Origin of the sequence: Streptomyces sp. HSG2 (assembly GCF_016598575.1) — a bacterium.
In the GTDB taxonomy this organism is placed as follows: Bacteria; Actinomycetota; Actinomycetes; order Streptomycetales; family Streptomycetaceae; genus Streptomyces.
The window spans coordinates 4593847-4613529 of the sequence record NZ_CP066801.1 but is presented as its reverse complement, the minus strand read 5'-3'; the positions used below and the strand labels follow the sequence as shown (position 1 = coordinate 4613529).

General features: G+C 72.0%; 17 protein-coding genes, 7 tRNA genes and 1 pseudogene. 10 read left to right on the top strand and 15 right to left on the bottom strand.

What is annotated here, in order from left to right; translation table 11 throughout:
• Window positions 1-13 precede the first annotated feature (13 nt).
• The 3 genes and pseudogenes from JEK78_RS20070 to pgsA all read right to left on the bottom strand — a co-directional run.
• Window positions 14-1174, bottom strand: a pseudogene (locus JEK78_RS20070) (glycosyltransferase family 4 protein); the annotation flags it as partial.
• Entirely contained in the window at window positions 1171-2121 is a 951-nt protein-coding gene (locus tag JEK78_RS20065) for a phosphatidylinositol mannoside acyltransferase (protein ID WP_200261561.1), read from the bottom strand. The gene JEK78_RS20065 and the pseudogene JEK78_RS20070, both read right to left, overlap by 4 nt.
• A complete protein-coding gene (pgsA, locus tag JEK78_RS20060) occupies window positions 2118-2846 on the bottom strand; it encodes a phosphatidylinositol phosphate synthase (RefSeq protein WP_200261560.1) in 729 nt (242 codons plus the stop codon). Before pgsA ends, JEK78_RS20065 begins: the two co-directional genes overlap by 4 nt.
• Before the next feature lie 311 nt (window positions 2847-3157).
• Between pgsA and JEK78_RS20055 the strand changes: the two genes are divergently transcribed.
• On the top strand, window positions 3158-4819 hold the full coding sequence (locus JEK78_RS20055) for a hypothetical protein (protein WP_200264272.1): 1662 nt from the start codon (window positions 3158-3160) through the stop codon (window positions 4817-4819).
• A 22-nt stretch (window positions 4820-4841) separates the two neighbouring features.
• On the opposite strand, the gene JEK78_RS20050 is transcribed toward JEK78_RS20055, so the two are convergent.
• From JEK78_RS20050 to JEK78_RS20030, 5 genes are all read right to left on the bottom strand, one after another.
• Window positions 4842-5390, bottom strand: coding sequence for an HIT domain-containing protein (locus JEK78_RS20050; protein ID WP_200261559.1), 549 nt, complete (start codon window positions 5388-5390; stop codon window positions 4842-4844).
• Between the two features lie 64 nt (window positions 5391-5454).
• Complete coding sequence (thrS, locus tag JEK78_RS20045; protein ID WP_200261558.1) at window positions 5455-7431, bottom strand: threonine--tRNA ligase; 1977 nt, start codon at window positions 7429-7431, stop codon at window positions 5455-5457.
• A 407-nt stretch (window positions 7432-7838) separates the two neighbouring features.
• Window positions 7839-7910 (bottom strand) — tRNA-Val (locus tag JEK78_RS20040).
• Between the two features lie 156 nt (window positions 7911-8066).
• Window positions 8067-8138 (bottom strand) — tRNA-Val (locus JEK78_RS20035).
• A 73-nt stretch (window positions 8139-8211) separates the two neighbouring features.
• On the bottom strand, window positions 8212-8664 hold the full coding sequence (locus tag JEK78_RS20030; RefSeq protein ID WP_200261557.1) for a TIGR02611 family protein: 453 nt from the start codon (window positions 8662-8664) through the stop codon (window positions 8212-8214).
• A gap of 191 nt (window positions 8665-8855) precedes the next feature.
• Between JEK78_RS20030 and JEK78_RS20025 the strand changes: the two genes are divergently transcribed.
• Complete coding sequence (locus tag JEK78_RS20025; RefSeq protein WP_200261556.1) at window positions 8856-9269, top strand: SsgA family sporulation/cell division regulator; 414 nt, start codon at window positions 8856-8858, stop codon at window positions 9267-9269.
• Between the two features lie 275 nt (window positions 9270-9544).
• A complete protein-coding gene (locus tag JEK78_RS20020; protein ID WP_200261555.1) occupies window positions 9545-10102 on the top strand; it encodes a CGNR zinc finger domain-containing protein in 558 nt (185 codons plus the stop codon).
• Between the two features lie 69 nt (window positions 10103-10171).
• On the opposite strand, the gene JEK78_RS20015 is transcribed toward JEK78_RS20020, so the two are convergent.
• On the bottom strand, window positions 10172-10339 hold the full coding sequence (locus tag JEK78_RS20015; RefSeq protein WP_200261554.1) for a hypothetical protein: 168 nt from the start codon (window positions 10337-10339) through the stop codon (window positions 10172-10174).
• A 171-nt stretch (window positions 10340-10510) separates the two neighbouring features.
• Window positions 10511-10945: a hypothetical protein gene (locus tag JEK78_RS20010; RefSeq protein WP_200264271.1), complete on the bottom strand. Its 435-nt coding sequence runs from the start codon at window positions 10943-10945 to the stop codon at window positions 10511-10513.
• 227 nt (window positions 10946-11172) lie between these two features.
• Between JEK78_RS20010 and JEK78_RS20005 the strand changes: the two genes are divergently transcribed.
• Window positions 11173-11712 (top strand): DsbA family protein, encoded by a 540-nt coding sequence (locus JEK78_RS20005; RefSeq protein ID WP_200261553.1) that lies wholly within the window; start codon window positions 11173-11175, stop codon window positions 11710-11712.
• 49 nt (window positions 11713-11761) lie between these two features.
• On the opposite strand, the gene JEK78_RS20000 is transcribed toward JEK78_RS20005, so the two are convergent.
• The 3 genes from JEK78_RS20000 to JEK78_RS19990 form a co-directional block, all read right to left on the bottom strand.
• Window positions 11762-12583 carry a GNAT family N-acetyltransferase gene (locus JEK78_RS20000; RefSeq protein WP_200261552.1) on the bottom strand — a complete coding sequence of 274 codons (822 nt, stop codon included), beginning with the start codon at window positions 12581-12583 and terminating at the stop codon, window positions 11762-11764.
• A 78-nt stretch (window positions 12584-12661) separates the two neighbouring features.
• Window positions 12662-13480, bottom strand: a complete 819-nt coding sequence (locus JEK78_RS19995) for an aminodeoxychorismate lyase (RefSeq protein ID WP_200261551.1) — start codon at window positions 13478-13480, stop codon at window positions 12662-12664.
• An 11-nt stretch (window positions 13481-13491) separates the two neighbouring features.
• A complete protein-coding gene (locus JEK78_RS19990; RefSeq protein WP_200261550.1) occupies window positions 13492-14607 on the bottom strand; it encodes a chorismate-binding protein in 1116 nt (371 codons plus the stop codon).
• A 177-nt stretch (window positions 14608-14784) separates the two neighbouring features.
• On the opposite strand from JEK78_RS19990, the gene JEK78_RS19985 reads away from it, so the two are divergent.
• From JEK78_RS19985 to JEK78_RS19960, 6 genes are all read left to right on the top strand, one after another.
• Window positions 14785-14860, top strand: a tRNA-Gly gene (locus tag JEK78_RS19985).
• A gap of 34 nt (window positions 14861-14894) precedes the next feature.
• A tRNA-Cys gene (locus tag JEK78_RS19980) sits at window positions 14895-14968 on the top strand.
• 1 nt (window position 14969) lies between these two features.
• Window positions 14970-15041 (top strand) — tRNA-Val (locus JEK78_RS19975).
• A 34-nt stretch (window positions 15042-15075) separates the two neighbouring features.
• Window positions 15076-15147: transfer RNA gene (locus JEK78_RS19970), tRNA-Val, on the top strand.
• Between the two features lie 42 nt (window positions 15148-15189).
• Window positions 15190-15261 (top strand) — tRNA-Val (locus JEK78_RS19965).
• A gap of 865 nt (window positions 15262-16126) precedes the next feature.
• Window positions 16127-17569: a serine/threonine-protein kinase gene (locus JEK78_RS19960; RefSeq protein ID WP_200261549.1), complete on the top strand. Its 1443-nt coding sequence runs from the start codon at window positions 16127-16129 to the stop codon at window positions 17567-17569.
• Here JEK78_RS19960 and JEK78_RS19955 read toward each other — a convergent pair.
• Window positions 17536-18354: an RNA methyltransferase gene (locus JEK78_RS19955; protein WP_200261548.1), complete on the bottom strand. Its 819-nt coding sequence runs from the start codon at window positions 18352-18354 to the stop codon at window positions 17536-17538. The genes JEK78_RS19960 and JEK78_RS19955 overlap by 34 nt on opposite strands.
• Window positions 18355-18402: 48 nt before the next feature.
• Window positions 18403-19659 (bottom strand): uroporphyrinogen-III C-methyltransferase, encoded by a 1257-nt coding sequence (gene cobA / locus JEK78_RS19950; protein WP_200261547.1) that lies wholly within the window; start codon window positions 19657-19659, stop codon window positions 18403-18405.
• Window positions 19660-19683: the final 24 nt, after the last annotated feature.

Genomic DNA, 19683 nt, shown 5'->3' with positions numbered 1-19683 from the left:
GGGCGCCGTCGCGGTCCTTCGCCCGGCCGAGACGGGCGCGCAGCCCGGTGGTCCGGTCGTCCGTGGCCACCGCCGCGGCGCCCGCCGTGACCGTCTCGTAGACCGAGAGGATGTCCGCACCGACAGTCGACCAGTCGAAGCGGCGCACATGGGCACGCGCCCGCCGACGGAGTTCGGCACGCCGACCGGGACTCCCCAACAGACGCACGGCGGCCACGGCCAGCGCCTCGGGATCCTCCGCGCGGAACAGCTCCCCCGCCGCGCCCCCGTCCAGGACCTGGGCGAAGGCGTCCAGGTCGGAGGCGAGCACCGGGGCGCCCGCCGACATGGCCTCGACCAGGATGATGCCGAAGCTCTCGCCCCCCGTGTTGGGCGCCACGTACAGGTCCACGCTGCGCAGGAGGCGGGCCTTGTCGGCGTCGTCGACCATGCCGAGGAACTCCACCCGGGACCGGTGCTCATCGGGCAGGGCCCGGACCGCCTCCTCCTCGTCGCCACGACCGGCGACCAGGAGCCGGGTGTCCGGACGGTCGGCCAGGATCTTCGGCAGTGCGCGCATCAGCACCGGGAGTCCCTTGCGGGGTTCGTCGATCCGGCCGACGAACCCGATGGTCCCTCCCTGCCACGCCGGGTCGGGTTCCGCACCGGCGAAGAACTCGACGTCGACCCCGTTGGGGATCACCACCGCGTCGCCCCCCAGGTGTTCGACGAGCGTGCGCCGGGCGTACTCGCTGACGGCGATGCGGGCGCTGATCTTCTCCAGCGCGGCCTGCAGGATGGAGTACGCGGCGATCATGGCCCGGGAGCGCGGATTGGACGTGTGGAAGGTGGCGACGATCGGGCCCTGCGCCGCCCAACAGGTCAGCAGCCCCAGGGACGGTGACGTCGGCTCGTGGATGTGGACGACGTCGAAGGCGCCTTCGTGGAGCCAGCGGCGCACCCGGGCCGCCGAGAGGAATCCGAAGTTGAGCCGGGCCACCGAGCCGTTGTAGGGCACCGGTACCGCGCGACCGGCCGAGACCACGTAGGGCGGCAGTGGTGTGTCGTCGTCCGCCGGAGCGAGAACGGACACCTCGTGGCCGAGGCCGATGAAGTACTCGGCGAGATCGCGGATGTGGAACTGCACCCCACCCGGTACGTCCCAGGAGTACGGGCAGACGATGCCGATCCTCACGCCTCCTCCCGCCCCGGCCGAGCGGGGGCCCCGGCGGACGCCCGCGGCGCCTTGGCCGGGTCGAGGTCGTCGACCCACAGTCGTTGCAGCATGTGCCAGTCCTCCGGGTGCGCGGCGATCCCGGTCGCGAAGGCGTCGGCCAGGGCCTGTGTCATCGCCGCCGTCCGCGCGACGCGCCCGCCCGACCGGGGCACCTCGACCGGGGGATGCACACGCCCTCGCATGACGGGCGAGGTGTCGTACCACAGCGTCACCGGCAGCAATCGCGCGCCGGTCTGCTGGGCCAGCAGCGCCGGCCCGGCGGGCATCCGCGCCGTGGAGCCGAAGAAGTCGACCTCCACCCCGGACGCGGACAGATCACGGTCGGCCACCAGGCAGACCAGGCCGCCGCCGCGCAGTCGCCGCGCCAGGGTCCCGAAGGCACTGCCGCCGCTGTGCGGAAGGACCTCCATCCCCAGCCCCTGGCGATAGGCGACGAAGCGATCGTAGAGGCTCTCCGGCTTGAGGCGCTCGGCGACGGTGGTGAAGGGGATCCCCAACTCCGTGGTGACCCACGCGCCCGCGAGATCCCAGTTGGCGAGGTGAGGCAGGGCCAGGATCACGCCCCCGCCCTCGGCCATCCCTTCGGTGAGGTGGTGCAGATCGTCGGGTGCGAAACCCCGCCGGATCCGCTCGGCACTCCAGGCGGGCAGGCGGAAGGACTCCGTCCAGTAACGCAGGTAGGAACGCATCCCGGCACGTGAGAGCCGAGCGAGCGACTCCGGTCCGGCCTCCGGGCGCACTCGCGCGTAGTTGCGCTCCAGCCGGCGAACCCCCGCCCCGCGGCGGCGCCAGGCGAGGTCGGCGACCCCGCGTCCCAGCCGGTCGGCGACCGGTTCGGGCAGCCGCCTGACCGTGCTCCAGCCGGCCCCGTAGAGTCCGTCGGCCAGTCGTTCGCGGGCGTTCACTGCGCCGCCTCGCTCCCCCGGGGCTCCCGCCCGGCGGCCGGCTCGGCCTCCGCCGCCTCCCGCCGGACGGTGACCACGCGTTGGACCAGCGTGACGGCGCTCCCGATGGCCACGATCCACAGGGCGACGGGCAGCAGGTACCGGATTCCGGGCACCCCGAAGGCGTCCAACCCGGCGAGTCCTGCGGCCACCAGAGAGATCACCAACCGCTCCGCCCGCTCGACCAGGCCGTTCACGGCGACTGGCAGTCCGATCGACTCGCCCCGCGCCTTGGTGTAGGAGACCACCTGTCCGCCGGCCAGGCAGAAGATCGACACGGCGCACAGCAGCTGGTCGTCGCCGCGACCGGCGTACCACAGAGCGAACCCGGCGAAGATCGCGCCGTCGGCGACCCGGTCCAACGTGGAGTCGAGGAAGGCGCCCCAGCGACTGGTCCGGCCCAGTTGGCGGGCCATGTTCCCGTCGACGAGGTCGGAGAAGACGAAGAGCGTGATCACCACGGTTCCCCAGAAGAACTCCCCCCTGGGGTAGAAGACCAGCGCGCCCGCCACCACCCCGGCGGTGCCGATCAGCGTGACCGTGTCCGGGCTCACCCCCCGGCGGACCAAGAACGCGGCGAACGGGGTGAGGACACGCGTGAAGAATGCACGCGCGTACTTGTTCAGCATGGCCTTCCCGACGGTCGGTTTCGCCGTGCGGCCCCTGCTGGCCCCCGGCTGGCCCATGGTAGCCAGGCGCCCGCCGCTCCGGGGGCCGGGCCCACGCGGCGGTCGATCCCGGGGACGGGAACGGGGGCCGTCCGAGCAGGCGGGGCCCGAGGTGCCTCACGCCGAGACCTCGGAGCACCGGTCCGGGCGGGAGAGGGCGTGGCGCGCCACGCGGGGCCCGCCTGGGTGGCGCGAGGACGGCCGGCTTCGGTCGACGGCCGACGCGCGCCCGCGGTCCCCGATACCCTGTCGACCTGATCAACAGGTGTGCGGAGCGCGGAAATCGGGAAGGCCCGCAGGAGCGGGTGCGGCTGCGATCGGGGGCGGGATTGACCGTGGACAACGGCTACGCGGACTTCTTCGGTCCTCAGGTGCCACGCACGGGCGACACGAGCCAGACGGCCACCTTCGCCCTTGCGTCGGCGGCCTACCGGGACAACCCGGTCGAGGACATCACGAAGGCCGACAACGAGTGGCACCGGACGAAGGTCAAGCCCGGCCGCCCTTGGGCGAGCCTGTGCCGGCCCAACCTCGGCGAGGCCTTCTCCCGTGCGGTGATCGACCGGATGCTCGGGGCCGGACGCGACCCGCTGGTCCAGTCCTTCGGCACCGAGCCGCATGTGGTGGTCGAGCACTGCCTGGCGGCCCAACACCTCCGCCGGGAGCGGGACCGCCGTCTCACCTGGGTCGCCGTGCTCTGTGGGCTGCTGTTTCTCCCGGGCACACTGGTATGGCTGTTGGTCTTCCAGCTCCGCGCTACGGTGTCCAGGACCGACGACCGGCGGACGGGGGCGCTGACCACGGCCGTACTGGTCGGGTTGGGGGTGTTGGCCGTCCTGTTCGTGCTCAAGCTGCCCCTCGTCGGTCTCGCCGGCTGGTACGTGCGCGCCGCGGTGGTGATGCCGGTGGTGGGCTGGTACTGGGCCAAGCGGATCTGTGAGAGCAGCGCCGCGGATCTGCGGGATCGCTGGGACGGCCTGTTGTCGGGCGGGAGCGTGGGCGCCAAGGTGCCGGAGGCGGTGCCCAGCGACCCGAACGAGACCGCTGCCGAGCAGTTGCGACAGTCGCTGGCCCGGCTCGGGGCGGAACAGCAGTCCAACTCGGTCTTCTACGCCGGGCCCAAGGGCATCCTGGGCATGGGCACACGTTGGTGCGACTGGCAGTTGGCCGAGGACCTCGTGCCCGCCGACCCCGACCGGGAGATCCATCCCTTCCGGAGCTGGGACGTGGTACGGGCCATCCAGGACCAGCTCTCCATGTTGGAGCGCGGCCCGTTGAACACGGGAGGATTTCCCAAGCCTTCCGTCCGCCACTGGATCGTCACCCCGATCGGCGAGAACGCCACCGCGATCTCCCGCCCGGAGGGCACGGACGTCGAGGCCTACCAGGTCAAGCCGCACGCGGTTCAGGAGATCTGCAACAAGCAGCAGTTCGGGGCCGGAGACCGGCACTACCTGGGCGTGCAGTGGACGCTGTGGGACGGGCAGTTGGTCGTCACCATGTTGATCACGGTGACAGTACTCCACTCCACCCTGCGGATCGAGGTCACCGGACACGCGCTGGGGCCGGTGAACGGGCTGTTCACCGGCAAGCCCGAGGCCCCGTCCAAGGAGGTCGCCAAGTCGTTCAAGCCCTGGGAGAACCGCAAGGTGATGCTGCCGCTCGTCACCGCCCCGGAGGTGGTGCGGCTCGCCGTGCGGGCGCCGCTGAGCTGGTACCCGCCGTTGCTGAACTGGCTCGGTGGCGGTATCACGCTGCCCGAGCCGTTCGGGCTCCGGCACGCGTGGGCCGACCAGCCCTGGCGGCACCGCTTCATGACGGACGACGCCCTGCGCACGGCGACACCGGTGCTCCGGGTGGTACACGCCGCCGCGCTGCGTGTCCTGGAGGAGAACGGCGCCGACACGGAGAAGTTCGGCACCCGATCCTCGGTGCTCAGCGGACTGGTACAGGAGGTGTCACCGAGGAAGGCGGACGTCTACAACGCCTGATACCGCCCGCGCTCCTACCCGGTCATGGTGTCGGCCACGCCTCCGTGAGCATCCGGCGGGTGTCGCCCAAGAGCTGCGGCAGGACCCTGGTATGGGCCACGACCGGCAGGAAGTTCGTGTCACCGCCCCATCGGGGGACGATGTGCTGGTGCAGATGGGCCGCGATACCGGCGCCGGCCACCGCCCCCTGGTTCATGCCGATGTTGAATCCGTGGGCCCCGGAGGCCGTGCGGAGAGCCGTCATCGCCTGCTTGGTCAACTCCGCGACCTCGATCGTCTCCGCCGTGGTCAGCTCGGTGAAGTCGGCCACGTGACGGTAGGGCACGGTCATCAGATGCCCTCCGTTGTACGGGTAGAGGTTGAGCACCGCGTAGGCGTGCTCCCCGCGTCGGACGATCAGACTGTCCTCGTCCGATTTGGCGGGGATGGAGCAGAAGGGGCATCCGTCGTCGGCCCCGGGACCGCTCGGCTTGCCCTCGCCCTGGATGTAGGCCATCCGATGGGGCGTCCACAGACGCTGGAACGCGTCCTGGGTTCCGACTCCCCACTGCTGCTCCGGCTCACTCGTCATGCGGGAAGCATATGGCTTCACCCGATCGGCGGGCGAAGGCCCCCGGCGCGCCGGGGGCCTCGTCTCACACCTGGACGCGCCGCTCCACGACGTCCAGGAGCTTGGTCAGCGCGTGCTCCCGCGCGAGCCCGTTCTCCTGGGAGCCGTCCCGGTACCGGAAGGAAACCGTGCCCGCGTTCATGTCGTCGTCACCGACAATGATCATGAAGGGGACCTTCTGCTTCTGGTGATTCCTGATCTTCTTCTGCATCCGGTCCGATGAGGCGTCGACCTCGACCCGCAGTCCGCGGCTCTTGGCCTCGGCGGCGAACCCGCGCAGATACTCGACGTGCGTGTCGCCGACCGGGATGCCGACCGCCTGCACCGGGGCGAGCCAGGGCGGCATCGCCCCCGCGTAGTGCTCCAGGAGCACGGCGAAGAAGCGCTCGATGCTGCCGAAGAGCGCCCGGTGGATCATGACGGGTCGCTGCTTGCCGCCGTCCGGACCGGTGTACTCGAGATCGAAGCGCTCCGGCAGGTTGAAGTCGAGCTGCACCGTCGACATCTGCCACGTCCGGCCGATGGCGTCGCGGGCCTGGACGGAGATCTTCGGCCCGTAGAAGGCGGCGCCACCGGGATCGGGGACCAGCGGCAGCCCCTGCTTCTCCGCCACCTGCCGGAGCACCGCGGTCGCCTCCTCCCACGCCTCGTCGGAGCCGACGAACTTCGTCTCGTCCTTCGTCGACAGCTCCAGGTAGAAGTCCTCCAGGCCGTAGTCGCGGAGCAGGTTCAGGACGAACGTCAGCGTCCTGTCCAGCTCCTCGGCCATCTGGCCCTTGGTGCAGTAGATGTGCGCGTCGTCCTGGGTGAAGCCCCGCGCCCGTGTCAGGCCGTGGACGACCCCCGACTTCTCGTAGCGGTAGACGGTGCCGAACTCGAAGAATCTCAGCGGGAGTTCCCGGTACGACCGACCCCGAGCGTCGAAGATCAGATTGTGCATCGGGCAGTTCATCGGCTTCAGGTAGTAGTCCACGCCCTCGTCGAGCTGCATGGGCGGGTACATCCCGTCCGCGTACCAGTCGAGGTGCCCCGAGGTCTCGAAGAGCTGCCCCTTCGTCGCGTGTGGGGTGTAGACGAACTCGTACCCCTCCTCCTCGTGGCGACGGCGGGAGTAGTCCTCCATGACCCGACGCACGATGCCGCCCTTGGGATGGAAGACCGCGAGCCCGGAGCCGATCTGCTCGGGCACGGAGAACAGGTCGAGTTCGTGGCCCAGTCTGCGGTGATCCCTCTTCTCGGCCTCGGCGAGGAACTCCAGGTGCGCCTTCAGCTCGTCCTTCGACGGCCAGGCGGTGCCGTAGAGCCGCTGGAGCATGGGGTTCTTCTCGCTGCCGCGCCAGTACGCGGCGGCGTTGCGCATCAGCTTGAACGCGGGGATGTTCCGCGTGCTGGGCAGGTGGGGACCGCGACACAGGTCCTTCCAGCAGACCTCGCCGGTCCTGGGATCGACGTTGTCGTAGATCGTCAGCTCGCCCGCGCCGACCTCGACGTCGGCGCCGTCGTCGTGGGACGCGGCGCCCTTGAGGCCGATGAGCTCCAACTTGTAGGGCTCCTCGGCCAGTTCCTCCCGCGCTTGCTGGTCGGTGACGACACGGCGCGCGAAGCGCTGGCCGCGTTTCTGGATCTCCTGCATCTTCTTCTCGATGGCCTTGAGGTCGTCAGGGTGGAACGGCCTGGCCACGTCGAAGTCGTAGTAGAAGCCGTCCCGGACGGGTGGACCGATGCCCAGCTTGGCCTCGGGGAACAGTTCCTGCACCGCCTGGGCCATGACGTGCGCGGTGGAGTGGCGCAGGATGTCCAGGCCGTCCGCCGAGGAGATCTCCACACCCTCGACGACGTCGCCGTCCGTCACCTCGTACGCCAAGTCCTTGAGGTCGCCCGCCACACGCGCGGCGATGATCGCGCGCTCGCCGGTGAAGAGGTCGGCGGCCGTGGTGCCCGTCGTCACCACGCGCTCTTCCCGCTCGGAATCGCGTTGGATGATCACACGGACGTCTGACACCGGTCTCTCCTGACTGAAGTGGGGCCGCGGCACCGTACCGGGGCGCGCGCATGCACAGGATCGTACCGACCCGGGTCCGTCGACGGCCAAACGGTTCGCCCCGGCCACCGGACCGACCGCCCCCGCCGCGGAGGACCGGGCGGACCTCTCCACGCCGCGCCTCGACACCGCGACCCGGCACCGGAGTCACAGGCTTCGGGCGGTCCCGCGCCGGCCAGGCGGCGACCGGCGTCACTTGGACTCCGCCCGCGCGGGTGGAAACCCCCCGGGCCGCGGCGACGGACGACGCGTCGACCACGCCAGGAGGGACGAGGTCGGGGCCGACCACGCCTCTCGCCGCGTCGCGGCCCACGGGATGGGGAACACACGAAGGCCGGACCGTCGGGAACGGTCCGGCCTCTCCGGGGTGGGCGATACTGGGTTCGAACCAGTGACCTCTTCGGTGTGAACGAAGCGCTCTCCCACTGAGCTAATCGCCCGGGCACGCGCCGAACATTACAGGCCCCGGCGGGCGGAGTTCAAACCGCCCCCGACGGATCCGGCACCGGCCCCGATCCCGGGTTCCGCGCAAGCGTCGCATCCACGACACGCGCGGCGGCCCACCCCGGTTCGGGGTGGGCCGCCGTGTGATCCGGTGGGCGATACTGGGTTCGAACCAGTGACCTCTTCGGTGTGAACGAAGCGCTCTCCCACTGAGCTAATCGCCCGGGCACGGGGAGAACATTACCCCATGTCAGAGGCTCCGATGACCATGGGGGACGCCCACACCGAGGCACCAAGTCACCGACCGGGCGACCCCCACGGCGCCGCGAGACCGAACTCCCGGAGGTAGAGGCCGGCCAGTACGCCCGCGACCACCAGGCACACCACCGTGATGATCAGGTTCCGGCGGCGGACCTTGGGGTCGAGCGCCCGTCGGGCGGCCTCGGTCACCTTGCGCTTCGTCCAGCGCAGCACGAGCTGGGCCCAGGTGAACTCCGTCGCCCAGATCGCCATCCCGCAGAAGATCACAACCCACCCCGGCCCCGGCAGGGGGAGCATGAGAACCCCGGTCACGACGACGGCCAGACCGACGACGAAGACGCCGACCTGCCAGGCGACGTGCAGGGGCCGGTGCGCCTTGACGAAGGCGGGCGCACGCGAGCCCAGCGGTCGACCCCCCTCCGACCGGTCCCTCACACTGCGTTCCCACGGCACGGCAACCTCGCCCGGCTCGCTACTCCCCGTGTTCATGCGGCCAAACTTTACCCGAGCCCTCCGAGTCACCGGATCGGCCGCGGTCAGACAACGATCACTCCGCCGGATGAGTCACGTAAACCCACACAAAACACTCAGAGGGGTTTACAACGGCACCGTAGGTGGCATGTCGATTTCGCCGACGTGCGAATCCCCGAGCGCACACTGAGCGAAAGGCCCTGGCGCTTATGAACACCACGGTCAGCTGCGAGCTGCACCTGCGCCTCGTTGTCTCGAGCGAGTCCTCCCTGCCTGTCCCCGCAGGCCTGCGGTACGACACGGCCGACCCCTACGCCGTCCACGCCACCTTCCACACCGGAGCCGAGGAGACCGTCGAGTGGGTGTTCGCCCGCGACCTCCTCGCCGAGGGACTCCACCGCCCCACCGGCACCGGAGACGTCCGCGTCTGGCCGTCCCACAGCCACGGTCAGGGTGTCGTCTGCATCGCCCTGAGCTCCCCCGAAGGGGAGGCGCTGCTGGAGGCCCCCGCGCGGGCCCTGGAGTCCTTCCTGAAGCGCACCGACGCCGCCGTGCCCCCGGGCACGGAGCACCGGCACTTCGACCTCGATCAGGAGCTGTCGCACATCCTGGCCGAGAGCTAGCACCCAGACCGGCCCGACGCCGTCGACTCGGGGTGACGGCTCGGGCAGGGACAACCGCACAGGTCCCCCACGCCTCCTCGCGGGCCCTCCGCGAGGAGGCGTGGGACGTCCTCGCGAGCGGGGTCCCTCACGAGAAGGTCCCGCGGCTCCCCCACCGGGCCTCGCGGGACCTTCTCGGCAACCTCCCGGATCGCGCTGTCGGCGGCGTGGAGCCATTACCATCGGCCACCACCGGCGACCGCCGGTGCCAGCCGGCCGAGGCCAGGGAGCGACAGTTGCTGATCACCCACGACACCCGGTGCGCGCTGGACGCCGTGGTGGATCTGGTGAACACGGCGCCGGAGGAGGCCCCCGCGGAGGGGCTGCCGGACGTCGCGGCGTTGCGGGACTTCGTGGAAGCGCACGCCATCAGCGACGTGAGCGAACTGGACGGAGACGATCTCGCCGGGGTGCGTCGGATCCGGGAGCGGTTCACTACCGTCTTCGCGGCGACCGACACACGCGCCGCCGCCGAGGTGGTCAACGGGCTCGTGGCCGCCGCCGGCACCACTCCCCGGCTGACCGACCACGACGGGTACGACTGGCACCTGCACTACTTCGCCCCGGGGGCTTCGATCGCCGACCATCTGGCCGCCGACGGCGGGATGGCCTTGGCGTTCTTCCTCGTCGCGGGCGAGCGGGAGCGACTGAGGCGTTGCGAGGCACCGGACTGCCGGCGCGCCTTCGTCGATCTCTCGCGAAACCGTTCGCGGCGCTACTGCGACAGCCGCACCTGCGGCAACCGTCTGCACGTCGCGGCGTACCGCGCTCGCCGCAGAGGGGCCACGGGGTGACGCGCCAGGGGGTCTCCCGGCTCCGCCCGACGGACCCCGGCGGGTGTCGCCGGGGCACGCGGGAACGGCTCACAGCAACAGCAGATCGTGCAACGAAGCCATGAGCAGCAGGCTCCCGATCACCGCAAGGAAGATCATCAACGGTGGTTGGGAGAGGGCGAAGAGACAGCCGCGCGACTCGTGACGCTGCGGCGCGGCGTGGCTCTCATCCGTGTTCGGCTGTGTCGTATCCAGCATCTCGCGGGTGATGATGGCGCAACGGACGCCTCCGGCGCGATCAGCACAGCCGGAAAATACCGGACTTCGACGCGACAGCGCTGTTCGGTTCGGGTTGCGATCGTTTCCGTACCGGCCGGCGACCTTCTCTGTCCTCGCGTCGGACCACTCGCCCGCACGGCGCGGGCGACGTCAGATGCCGTGCTTCTTCAGGATCGCCTCGATGTCGCCGAAGTCGTCGTCGCCGGACGCGCCGGTGTCGGGGGCCGCCCGGCCCCGGTCGCCGGGTGTCACGGCGGGGGCGGAGGACCCCGGAGCCACCGTGTCGCCCCGAGCCCCAGCGCGCGTCCGCCCGCTCGCCCCGCTGGTCTCGCTCCGCCGCTCGGACCGGCGGAGCGTCACGAACAGCAGCCAGGAAACGCCCAGCACCGCGAAGCCGGCCCAGGCGACGGGGCTGAAGGCGGTGCCGGCGAGCCAGTCGACGACGCCGGTCATCACCAGACCCAGAGGGATCAGCGCGTAGGCCGCGATGCGGGTGGCCGCCCGGAAGCGTCTGCGATAGGCCGTGACGGCCGCGATGCCCAGGCCCGCGGCGGCCAGGGCGGAACACACGGTCTCGGCGATCATCCGGTCCTCCAGGCTGCGAATGGCGGGAACGGTCACCCCGTCCCCTCCATCCTGCACCGTCCGGACCTCTCGGGGCCACGCCGGCGGCGAGGGATCAGGGGCGTCTCCGGGTTCCGGCCCTTCGCGATCGCTCCACCGCGGAACGCGCCCAAGGCGTGGGGCGGTGGAGGCGAGGGCGGCCGGGACACCGGTTCGGCCGCCGGAAACGCGGCTGGGAGACTGGCCCCATGAAGGACTCCCCCACCCCCGCCCCGATCGTGCTGGACGTCTGGTGCGAACTGCAGTGCCCGGACTGCCGGACCGCGCTGGACGACCTCCGGGCGCTGCGCGCCCGCTACGGCGACCGACTGGTACCCCGGCTGCGGCACTTCCCCCTGGAAAAGCACCGGCACGCCTTCGCCGCGGCGCAGGCGGCCGAGGAGGCCGCCGCGCAGGGCCGGGGATGGGAATACGTGGAGGCCGTACTCGCACGCGTCGAGGAGCTGAGTCGCGGAGGGGAACGCGTGCTGGTGGAGATCGCCGGCGAACTGGGCCTGGACACGGAGGAGTTCGACACGGCCCTGATCGACGGGCGGCACATCCTGATCGTCGACGCGGACCACGCGGAGGGCCGGGCGATCGGGGTCACCGGTACCCCCACCTACGTGATCGGCGGGGAGCGCCTCGACGGCGGCCGGAGCCAGGACGGTCTCCGGGGCCGGATCGAGGAGATCGCGGACCGCCTGCCGCGGGCGGCGGCGTCCGGGCCGGTCGACCCGAGCGCCTGACACCTCGACAGGACGGTTGCCGCCGGCGCGCCGATGAACCGCGCGGTCGCTAGGCCAAGGGCTTGGCGAGGTGGATCGTGACGGGCTCGTACCCGAGGGAGTCGTAGAGCCGCTCGGCCGGCGTGTTGCCCGCGAACACGTTGAGTTCGAGGGCCTTGCGGCCGGCGCTGACGGCCAGACGTTCGGCGAGGAGCATCGTGGCCCGCCCGTGCCCCCGACCGCGTCGGCCGTCCTCCACCCGAACGTCGAAGACGTAGGCGGCGTCCCGCCGAAGCCCCAACCAGAGCGTGGCGACCCTGTCGCCCTCGCTCTCCAGAACGCCGAAGCGCATGCCCTCGGCCTGCGTTCCGTGCTCCCGCGGGGCCGCGTGGTCCAGGGCGGACTTGGCGGACGCCTCCGCCGGGGACATGCCCTGGTCCGTCAGGGCACGCGTGTAGCGCTCCATCGCCCGGTCGAGCCACGGGCCGAACTCGGGCGCCGTCATGGGCCGACCCTCCACGCCGGACGGCAGGGGCGGCGGAGTCTCGCCCAGGCGTTTGCGCATCCGGCGCGCCCGGGGCGTGTAGCCGAGGGCGCCGGCCAGGCGAAGCGCCGCCCCTGCCTCCGCGGGGACGCTCGCCTCGATGACCCGGCAGCCCCACTCCCGCGTCACCTCCTCGGCGGCGAGGGCGGCGACGGTGGCCCTGCCGCGCCGGCGCTCGGGTGCGTCGACGCTCAGGGAGGCGATCCGGGCGGCTTGGGAGATCGACGCGGAGGTGACGAGGTGGAGCGAGCCCACGGGGCGACCGTCGACGCAGATCCGGTAGCGACGGGAGCGTCCTCCGTCGGCGGTGCGCGACAACGGCTCGGTCGGTCGCAGGGTGGTGGTCACCCGGAGCTTCTACCCGCGCGCGGACGACCCGATTCCTGCCGCTTCCACCGGGCGTCGGCGATGTCGTCGCGGGCCCGATCAGGGGTCGAGGTCACCGGCGGCCCGCTCCTCGAAGATCCGCACGACCTTCGTGGTGACGGGGCCGGGGCCCGGCAGCTCCCGGGCGTCCGCCCGACGCACGGCCTGCACGTCGCGCAGAGTCGAGGTGAGGAAGATCTCGTCGGCCTCCCTGAGGACCTCCAGCGGAAGGTCGGTCTCCGTGGCCCCGGTCCACTCGACGGTGAGGGCGCGGGTCACACCCGCGAGGCATCCCGAGGCGAGCGGGGGTGTGTGAACCGCTCCGCCGAGAACGACGAAGACGTTCGACCCGGTCCCCTCACAGAGCCGCCCCAGGGTGTTGCCGAACAGCGCCTCCGAGGCCCCCAGCTCCCGCGCCCGGGCGAGGGCGACGACGTTCTCGGCGTAGGACGTGGTCTTCAGCCCGGTCAGGGCGCCGCGTTCGTTCCTGGTCCAGGGCACGGTGATCACCGCTGTCGCGTCCGGGCGACGCACCGTCTCGCCCAGGGCGACGACCAGTGTCGGACCGTCCTCGCCGCGGTCGGACCCGAGCGGTCCCAGCCCACCGGTGTACGTGATGCGGAGCCTGCCGAGCGGCATCGGGTTGGCCGCGAGCACGGCGGCGCAGGCACGACGGACCTCGTCCGTGTCGGGCTCCGGCAACCCGAGGCCGCGGGCGGAGCGGGTCAGCCGATCCAGGTGCCGGGTCAGGGCGAAGGGCCGCCCATCGACCGACTTCACGGTCTCGAATACCCCGTCTCCGACGGTCAGTCCGTGGTCGAGAGCCGAGACGCGGGCGGCCTGGGGATCCCGCAGCGCGCCGTCGAGCCAGAGTTTCACCGTTCGTCACCTCACGTCGTTCCGTCGGACGTCTCGCGCCGGTGACCGGGGAACCCGGTCGCCACACCTGCGGGCGGCGGGGCCGTCGTGGCGCGCTCCGCGTACGCACCCGACGCTACCGCGAGCAGCCGGGCCGCCTTCAGTTCGGTCTCGCGCCACTCGCCCTCGGGGTCCGATCCCCAGGTGATGCCCGCGCCGGTTCCGAACCGCAGGACCGCGCCCCCGTCACCGGAGCGGTCGATCCAGAAGGTACGGATGCCCACGGCCAGTTCGCCGACCCCTCGGTCCGCGTCGACCCAGCCGAGCGCGCCGCAGTAGGGGCCTCGGGGCGCCGTCTCCAGGGCCTCGATGATCCGCAGGGCGCTGGACTTGGGCGCCCCGGTGACGGAACCGGGCGGAAACGTCGCGGCCAGCAGGTCGCCCCAGGTGGCGTCGGCGCGCAGCTCGCCGCGCACGGTCGAGACCAGGTGGACCAGGCCGGGATGGGTCTCGACCACGCACAGCTCGGGCACGCTCACGCTGCCGGTGGCACAGACGCGCCCCAGGTCGTTGCGGACGAGGTCCACGATCATCACGTTCTCGGCGTGGTCCTTCTCCAGCAGGTCGTCCTCGGTCCTCCCCGTCCCCTTGATGGGACCGGACTCCACCACGCGGCCGGCGCGGCGCAGGAACAGCTCCGGCGACGCCGTCGCGGTCTCGACCCCGTGCTCCGGAAGCCGGATCGTTCCGGCGTAGGGCGCCGGGTTGTCGCGGGCCAGGAGGGCCGTCAGCGCGTCCACGTCGGCGTCCGCCGGGACGGGCGCCGACAGCACCCGGCAGACGTTGGCCTGGTACACCTCACCGGTCGCGATGTGCTCCCGGACGCGACGGACCGCTCTCGTGTAGGAAGCGCGGTCGAGCGAGGACGTCCAGGCGTCGACGGGCGGCCCGATCCAGCCCCCGGGGCGTGGTCTCGGCACCGGCTCCCGTCGCACATCGGCGAAGCGGGCGCAGGTCAGGGCGCCCTCGAAATCGCGGGAGACGGCCCAGAAGCCCCGGGAGTCCAAGGCCATGGGGTCGCTCGTGACGTCGCGCAGACCCGTGGCGAGGCGGTCGCCGAATCGGGCCAGAGGAGGGAGGTCGTGCACGTCGTCGAGTCTATGACCGGCCCGAGGACTCGAACCGGCCGTCCCTCCTCGGACCGTCCGGTCCCGTCGGGCACCGGCCCGCGGGCAGCACGCTGCGCGAACGCGTTTTTGTCCTGGCCCCGGAATCCGCTAGAGTTCAACACGTCGCCGGGACGCGTGAGCGCACCGAAACGACAGGCGGACGTAGCTCAGTTGGTAGAGCGCAACCTTGCCAAGGTTGAGGTCGCGAGTTCGAGCCTCGTCGTCCGCTCCAGGAAGCAGGGGGCCACATCGGCTCACCGGCTCCTGGTGGAGTGGCCGAGAGGCGAGGCAACGGCCTGCAAAGCCGTCTACACGGGTTCAAATCCCGTCTCCACCTCCAAGGACGATTAGCTCAGCGGGAGAGCGCTTCCCTGACACGGAAGAGGTCACTGGTTCAATCCCAGTATCGTCCACCGGCCCTCAGGGCCTTGATCCGCGAGGATCCCCGCGCGATTAGCTCAGCGGGAGAGCGCTTCCCTGACACGGAAGAGGTCACTGGTTCAATCCCAGTATCGCGCACTCCACGTGCTCGCCCCACTCCCGTGAGTGACGGCGCCGCGAGGACGATTAGCTCAGCGGGAGAGCGCTTCCCTGACACGGAAGAGGTCACTGGTTCAATCCCAGTATCGTCCACCCTTCGAGAGGCCCCCGGATGTCGTGACCGACCCGGGGGTTTCCCGCTGTCGAGGGGCGTCTTACTCCAGGAGCCCTGTCGTGCCGGTGGATCGCGGTGCCGGCGCGGCTCCCCAGCCACGCCGGCACCCGAGCCGTCCGCCGCGCCCCCGTCCCCACGGGGTTCTCGGGTGGGTGCTCCGCCCGGACCGCTCTTCCGGGCCCGGGACGCCGCTCGACGCCCCGGCACCACACTCGCGGACGACGCCCGCACGGGCCGCCGCTCCCGTGTCGCCGCGACACGGGAGCGGGGCCGCCGGCGGCCCGGGGCCGATGACCGCGGTACGGTCCGGCTCCTTCGGACTCGGTCGGCGTAGGACCGAGTCGCTCACCGCCGGCGGCGGGGCGCCGACCGTCCGGCCGAGCGCGCCCGCCACTCGATCCCGAATCTAGTCGGGCCGCGAGACGTCGGGCGTCATGCCCGCGTACCGCGTCCCTGGCCTCCGGGAGGATGAGTCGCGCCGCCGGGAGTACTCCCCAGGGTGGAGGCCGGGCGGGCGCGACCCTGACATCGGTGACTTCCCTCACGGTTCGCGCCCGGTCGACGCCGCGAGACGGTCGCGCCTACCGTCTCGAACGAGTCGAGGCCGCGCGCGGGAGGGCCCACCCGCCGGAGTCGCCTTCCGTCACGACCAATCACCCTTCCCCCGCGCGGGGTTGATCCGGGACTCGTTCCTCGCCGCCGTCCGCCGTTCGGTCACCGGCGGTGCCCTCGGCGCGGCGGCGGCGCGCCCGGCGGGCGACGGCACCGAGCGGGCGCGGCCTCTGCGCGCCGACGCCCCGGGAAACGTAAGCTGTGCCACGTCACAGGGACCGGGCAGCGGGGATGGACATGGCGATGATGCGCCTGAGGCGCGAGGACCCGCGCGTCGTCGGCTCGTTCAGGCTTCACCGGCGCCTCGGCGCGGGCGGGATGGGGGTGGTCTACCTCGGCTCGGACAGGCGAGGGCAGCGGGTGGCCCTGAAGGTGATCCGCCCGGATCTGGCGGAGGATCAGGAATTCCGCTCACGGTTCGCCCGCGAGGTCTCGGCCGCGCGACGGATCCGGGGCGGCTGCACCGCCCGCCTGGTCGCCGCCGACCTGGAGGCGGACCGCCCCTGGTTCGCGACGCAGTACGTCCCGGGCCCCTCCCTCCACGACCAGGTGGTCGACGAGGGGCCGCTGTCGGCGGCGGACGTCGCCGCGGTCGGCGCCGCGCTGTTCGAGGGACTGGTGGCCGTGCACGAGGCCGGAGTCGTCCACCGGGACCTGAAGCCCTCGAACATCCTGCTCTCCCCCAAGGGGCCGAGGATCATCGACTTCGGCATCGCCTGGGCCACGGGCGCCTCGACCCTCACACACGTCGGCACCGCCGTCGGCTCCCCCGGTTTCCTGGCCCCCGAGCAGGTCCGCGGGGCGGCCGTCACCCCCGCGACGGACGTGTTCTCGATGGGCGCCACGCTCGCCTACGCGTCGATGGGCGACTCTCCCTTCGGACACGGGAGTTCGGAGGTGATGCTCTACCGCGTGGTGCACGAGGAACCGCAACTGCGGGGGGTGCCCGACGCGCTGGCCCCCCTCGTCCGCGCCTGCCTGGCCAAGGACCCACAGGAGCGGCCCGGCACGCCTCAGCTGTCCCTGCGGTTGAAGGAGATCGCGGCACGGGAGGCCCAGGGCATCACGGAGGCGCGTCCACCCACACAGCGTGGCCGGGAGGCCGACCGGCCATCGGTCCGAGTCTCGACGAGTGGCACCCCCGGACCCCGCGGCGACCGAGACACGCGCCCCACACCCGGGCGGACGCGCCCGCCCGGCACGTCGTCGCCGCGTGCCCGTCGCCGGGAAGGCTCTTCCCGAGGCGGCGGCCGGATCACGCCCGTGCGGAGTACCCCCCTCGAAGACGGCGCCGGCCGCCGAGGCAACGGGACGACGCCGGCGACGCCCCGCTCCACGCCCGGCGGCACCGGACGGAACACCCGACCCGGCCTGGGCGGCCACACCTCGCGCGGCGGTGCCCCGGGCAACCGCGCGACCCGCCCGACGCGGGCGTGGCGTGGACCGGCCAACCCCCGGCTCCTGCGCCAACGCCTCTTCGTCTTCGTGGTGGTGACCGCTCTCGTCGCGCTCGGGATCGCCCTGGCCCAGAGCTGCCGGCGCGACGCCCGGAGTCTGGAGGGGGAGCGAACCGACGGGCCGGCGGCGGTTCGGATCGTCACCGAGGACCGCCTCGGCGTCGAACGGCCCGCCGCGCCGTTTCAGCCCGTGGGGCGCCCCGCGGTGACCGCGTAGAAGGCGACGGCCGCGGCGGCTCCGACGTTGAGCGAGTCGACACCGTGGGCCATCGGCACGCGGACCCACTCGTCCGCCGCGACCAGGGCTTGCCTGGACAGCCCGTCCCCCTCCGCGCCGAGCATCAGCGCCACCCGCTCCAGGTGGTGGGGCGCGGCCTCGTCGAGCGTGCGGGCCTTTCCGTCGGGAGTGAGGGCCAACAGCGTGAACCCGGCCGCGCGCACCCACTCCAGCCCCTTGGGCCAGATGTCGAGGCGGGCGTACGGCACGGACAGGACGGCGCCCATGGAGACCTTGAGGCTGCGCCGGTACAGAGGGTCCGCGCAGCTCGGGGAGAGGAGGACCGCGTCCATGCCGAGGGCCGCGGCCGAACGGAAGATCGCCCCCACGTTGGTGTGGTCGTTGACGGACTCCATGACGGCTACTCGGCGCGCGGTCCGCAGCAGATCGGATGGGTCGGGCAACGGTTTGCGCCGCATGGACGCGAGGGCGCCGCGATGCACGTGGTAGCCGGTGACCCGCTCGGCGAGCTCCGGGGAGACCGCGTAGACGGGCGCGGGAGCCTCGTCGATCACGTCGCGCATCGCGTCGACCCACTTGGCCGAGAGCAGCATCGACCGCATCGCGTAGCCGGCTGCCCCGGCCCGTCGGATGACCTTCTCGCCTTCGGCGATGAACAGGCCTTCGGCCGGCTCGCGTCTGCGACGCAGCTCGACGTCGGTCAGACCGGTGTAGTCGGAAAGGCGTGGATCGTCGGGGTCGTCGACGGTGATGAGATCGGCCACGGGGTGATGCTGCCTCGTCCCTGGAACGGAGCCATCGGCTCGGATCGGTCAGTGTCGCGGAGGTCGCGCCGGCGCGCCGCCGGAGGGGGGGCCGGCCTCGACGACCGCGCCGACGACGATCACCGCGGGGGGTCGCACGTTCGCGGTGCGCACCGTCTCGGCGACCGTGCCCAGGGTGGCGTCGACCCTGCGCTGCCCCGCCGTGGTCCCCTCCTGCACGAACGCCACCGGGGTGTCGGGGGACTTGCCGTGCGCGACGAGCGTCTCCGCGATCCGGCCGATCTTGTCGACACCCATCAGGATCACCAGGGTGCCGGTCAGCCCCGCCATGGAGGGCCAGTCCACCAGGGACCGTTCGTCGTCGGGGGAGACATGGCCGCTGACGACCGTGAATTCGTGGGCCACACCGCGATGGGTCACGGGGATCCCGGCGGCGCCCGGCACGGAGACCGCGCTGGAGACGCCGGGTACCACGGTGCACGGGATCCCGGCCGCGGCGAGCGCCTCGACCTCCTCCATGCCCCGGCCGAACACGAACGGGTCGCCCCCCTTGAGTCGGACGACGAACCTGCCTCGCCTGGCGTGCTCGACCAGGGCGGCGTTGATGGCCTCCTGGGCCATGAACCGGCCGTAGGGGATCTTCGCCGCGTCGATCACCTCGACGTGTGCCGGCAGTTCGTCCAGGAGATCGCGTGGACCGAGACGGTCGGCGATGACGACGTCGGCCTCCGCGAGCAGGCGCCTCCCGCGGACGGTGATCAGGTCGGGGTCGCCGGGGCCGCCGCCGACCAAGGCCACGCCCGGGGCCCGGTCGCGCTGGTGGGGCGCGAGGAGGGTGCCGTCCCGGAGCCCCTCGACGACGGCGTCTCGGATGGCCGCCGTGCGCCGAGGATCCCGAACCCGCGCGCGGGTCGTCAGCACGGCGACCGTGACGCCCTCGCTGTGTCCGGTCGCGGGGGTCCAGGCGGTGGCCTGATCGGCGTCGTCGGAGCGGACGCACCACACCCTCCGGCGCTCGGCCTCGGCGGAGGCCGCCACGTTGGCCTCCGGGTCACTGGTGGCGACGAGCACGTACCAGGCCTCGGCGAGGTCGCCGTCCCGGTAGCCCCGTCGCTCCCAGACGATCTCACCGGCGTCCGCCATGGCCTCGACCGACGGCGTGGCCGTCGGCGAGATCAGGTGGATGTCCGCGCCCGCCGCGACGAGGGCGGGGAGACGGCGCTGGGCCACCTGCCCACCACCGAGCACGACCACTCGGCGACCGGCCAGGCGGAGACCTACGGGATAGGCGGGGTGTTCGGCCATACGCGGACTGCTCCTGATCCGAGC

Excerpts from the sequence above, each read along its gene's own strand:
- JEK78_RS19960 (WP_200261549.1), top strand. The coding sequence starts at position 16,127 with ATGGACATGGCGATGATGCGCCTGAGGCGCGAGGACCCGCGCGTCGTC.
- JEK78_RS20025 (WP_200261556.1), top strand. The coding sequence starts at position 8,856 with ATGAACACCACGGTCAGCTGCGAGCTGCACCTGCGCCTCGTTGTCTCG.
- JEK78_RS20050 (WP_200261559.1), bottom strand. The coding sequence starts at position 5,390 with ATGACGAGTGAGCCGGAGCAGCAGTGGGGAGTCGGAACCCAGGACGCG.
- JEK78_RS20030 (WP_200261557.1), bottom strand. The coding sequence starts at position 8,664 with ATGAACACGGGGAGTAGCGAGCCGGGCGAGGTTGCCGTGCCGTGGGAA.
- JEK78_RS20015 (WP_200261554.1), bottom strand. The coding sequence starts at position 10,339 with ATGCTGGATACGACACAGCCGAACACGGATGAGAGCCACGCCGCGCCG.
- JEK78_RS20010 (WP_200264271.1), bottom strand. The coding sequence starts at position 10,945 with ATGATCGCCGAGACCGTGTGTTCCGCCCTGGCCGCCGCGGGCCTGGGC.
- cobA (WP_200261547.1), bottom strand. The coding sequence starts at position 19,659 with ATGGCCGAACACCCCGCCTATCCCGTAGGTCTCCGCCTGGCCGGTCGC.
- JEK78_RS20005 (WP_200261553.1), top strand. The coding sequence starts at position 11,173 with ATGAAGGACTCCCCCACCCCCGCCCCGATCGTGCTGGACGTCTGGTGC.
- pgsA (WP_200261560.1), bottom strand. The coding sequence starts at position 2,846 with ATGGGCCAGCCGGGGGCCAGCAGGGGCCGCACGGCGAAACCGACCGTC.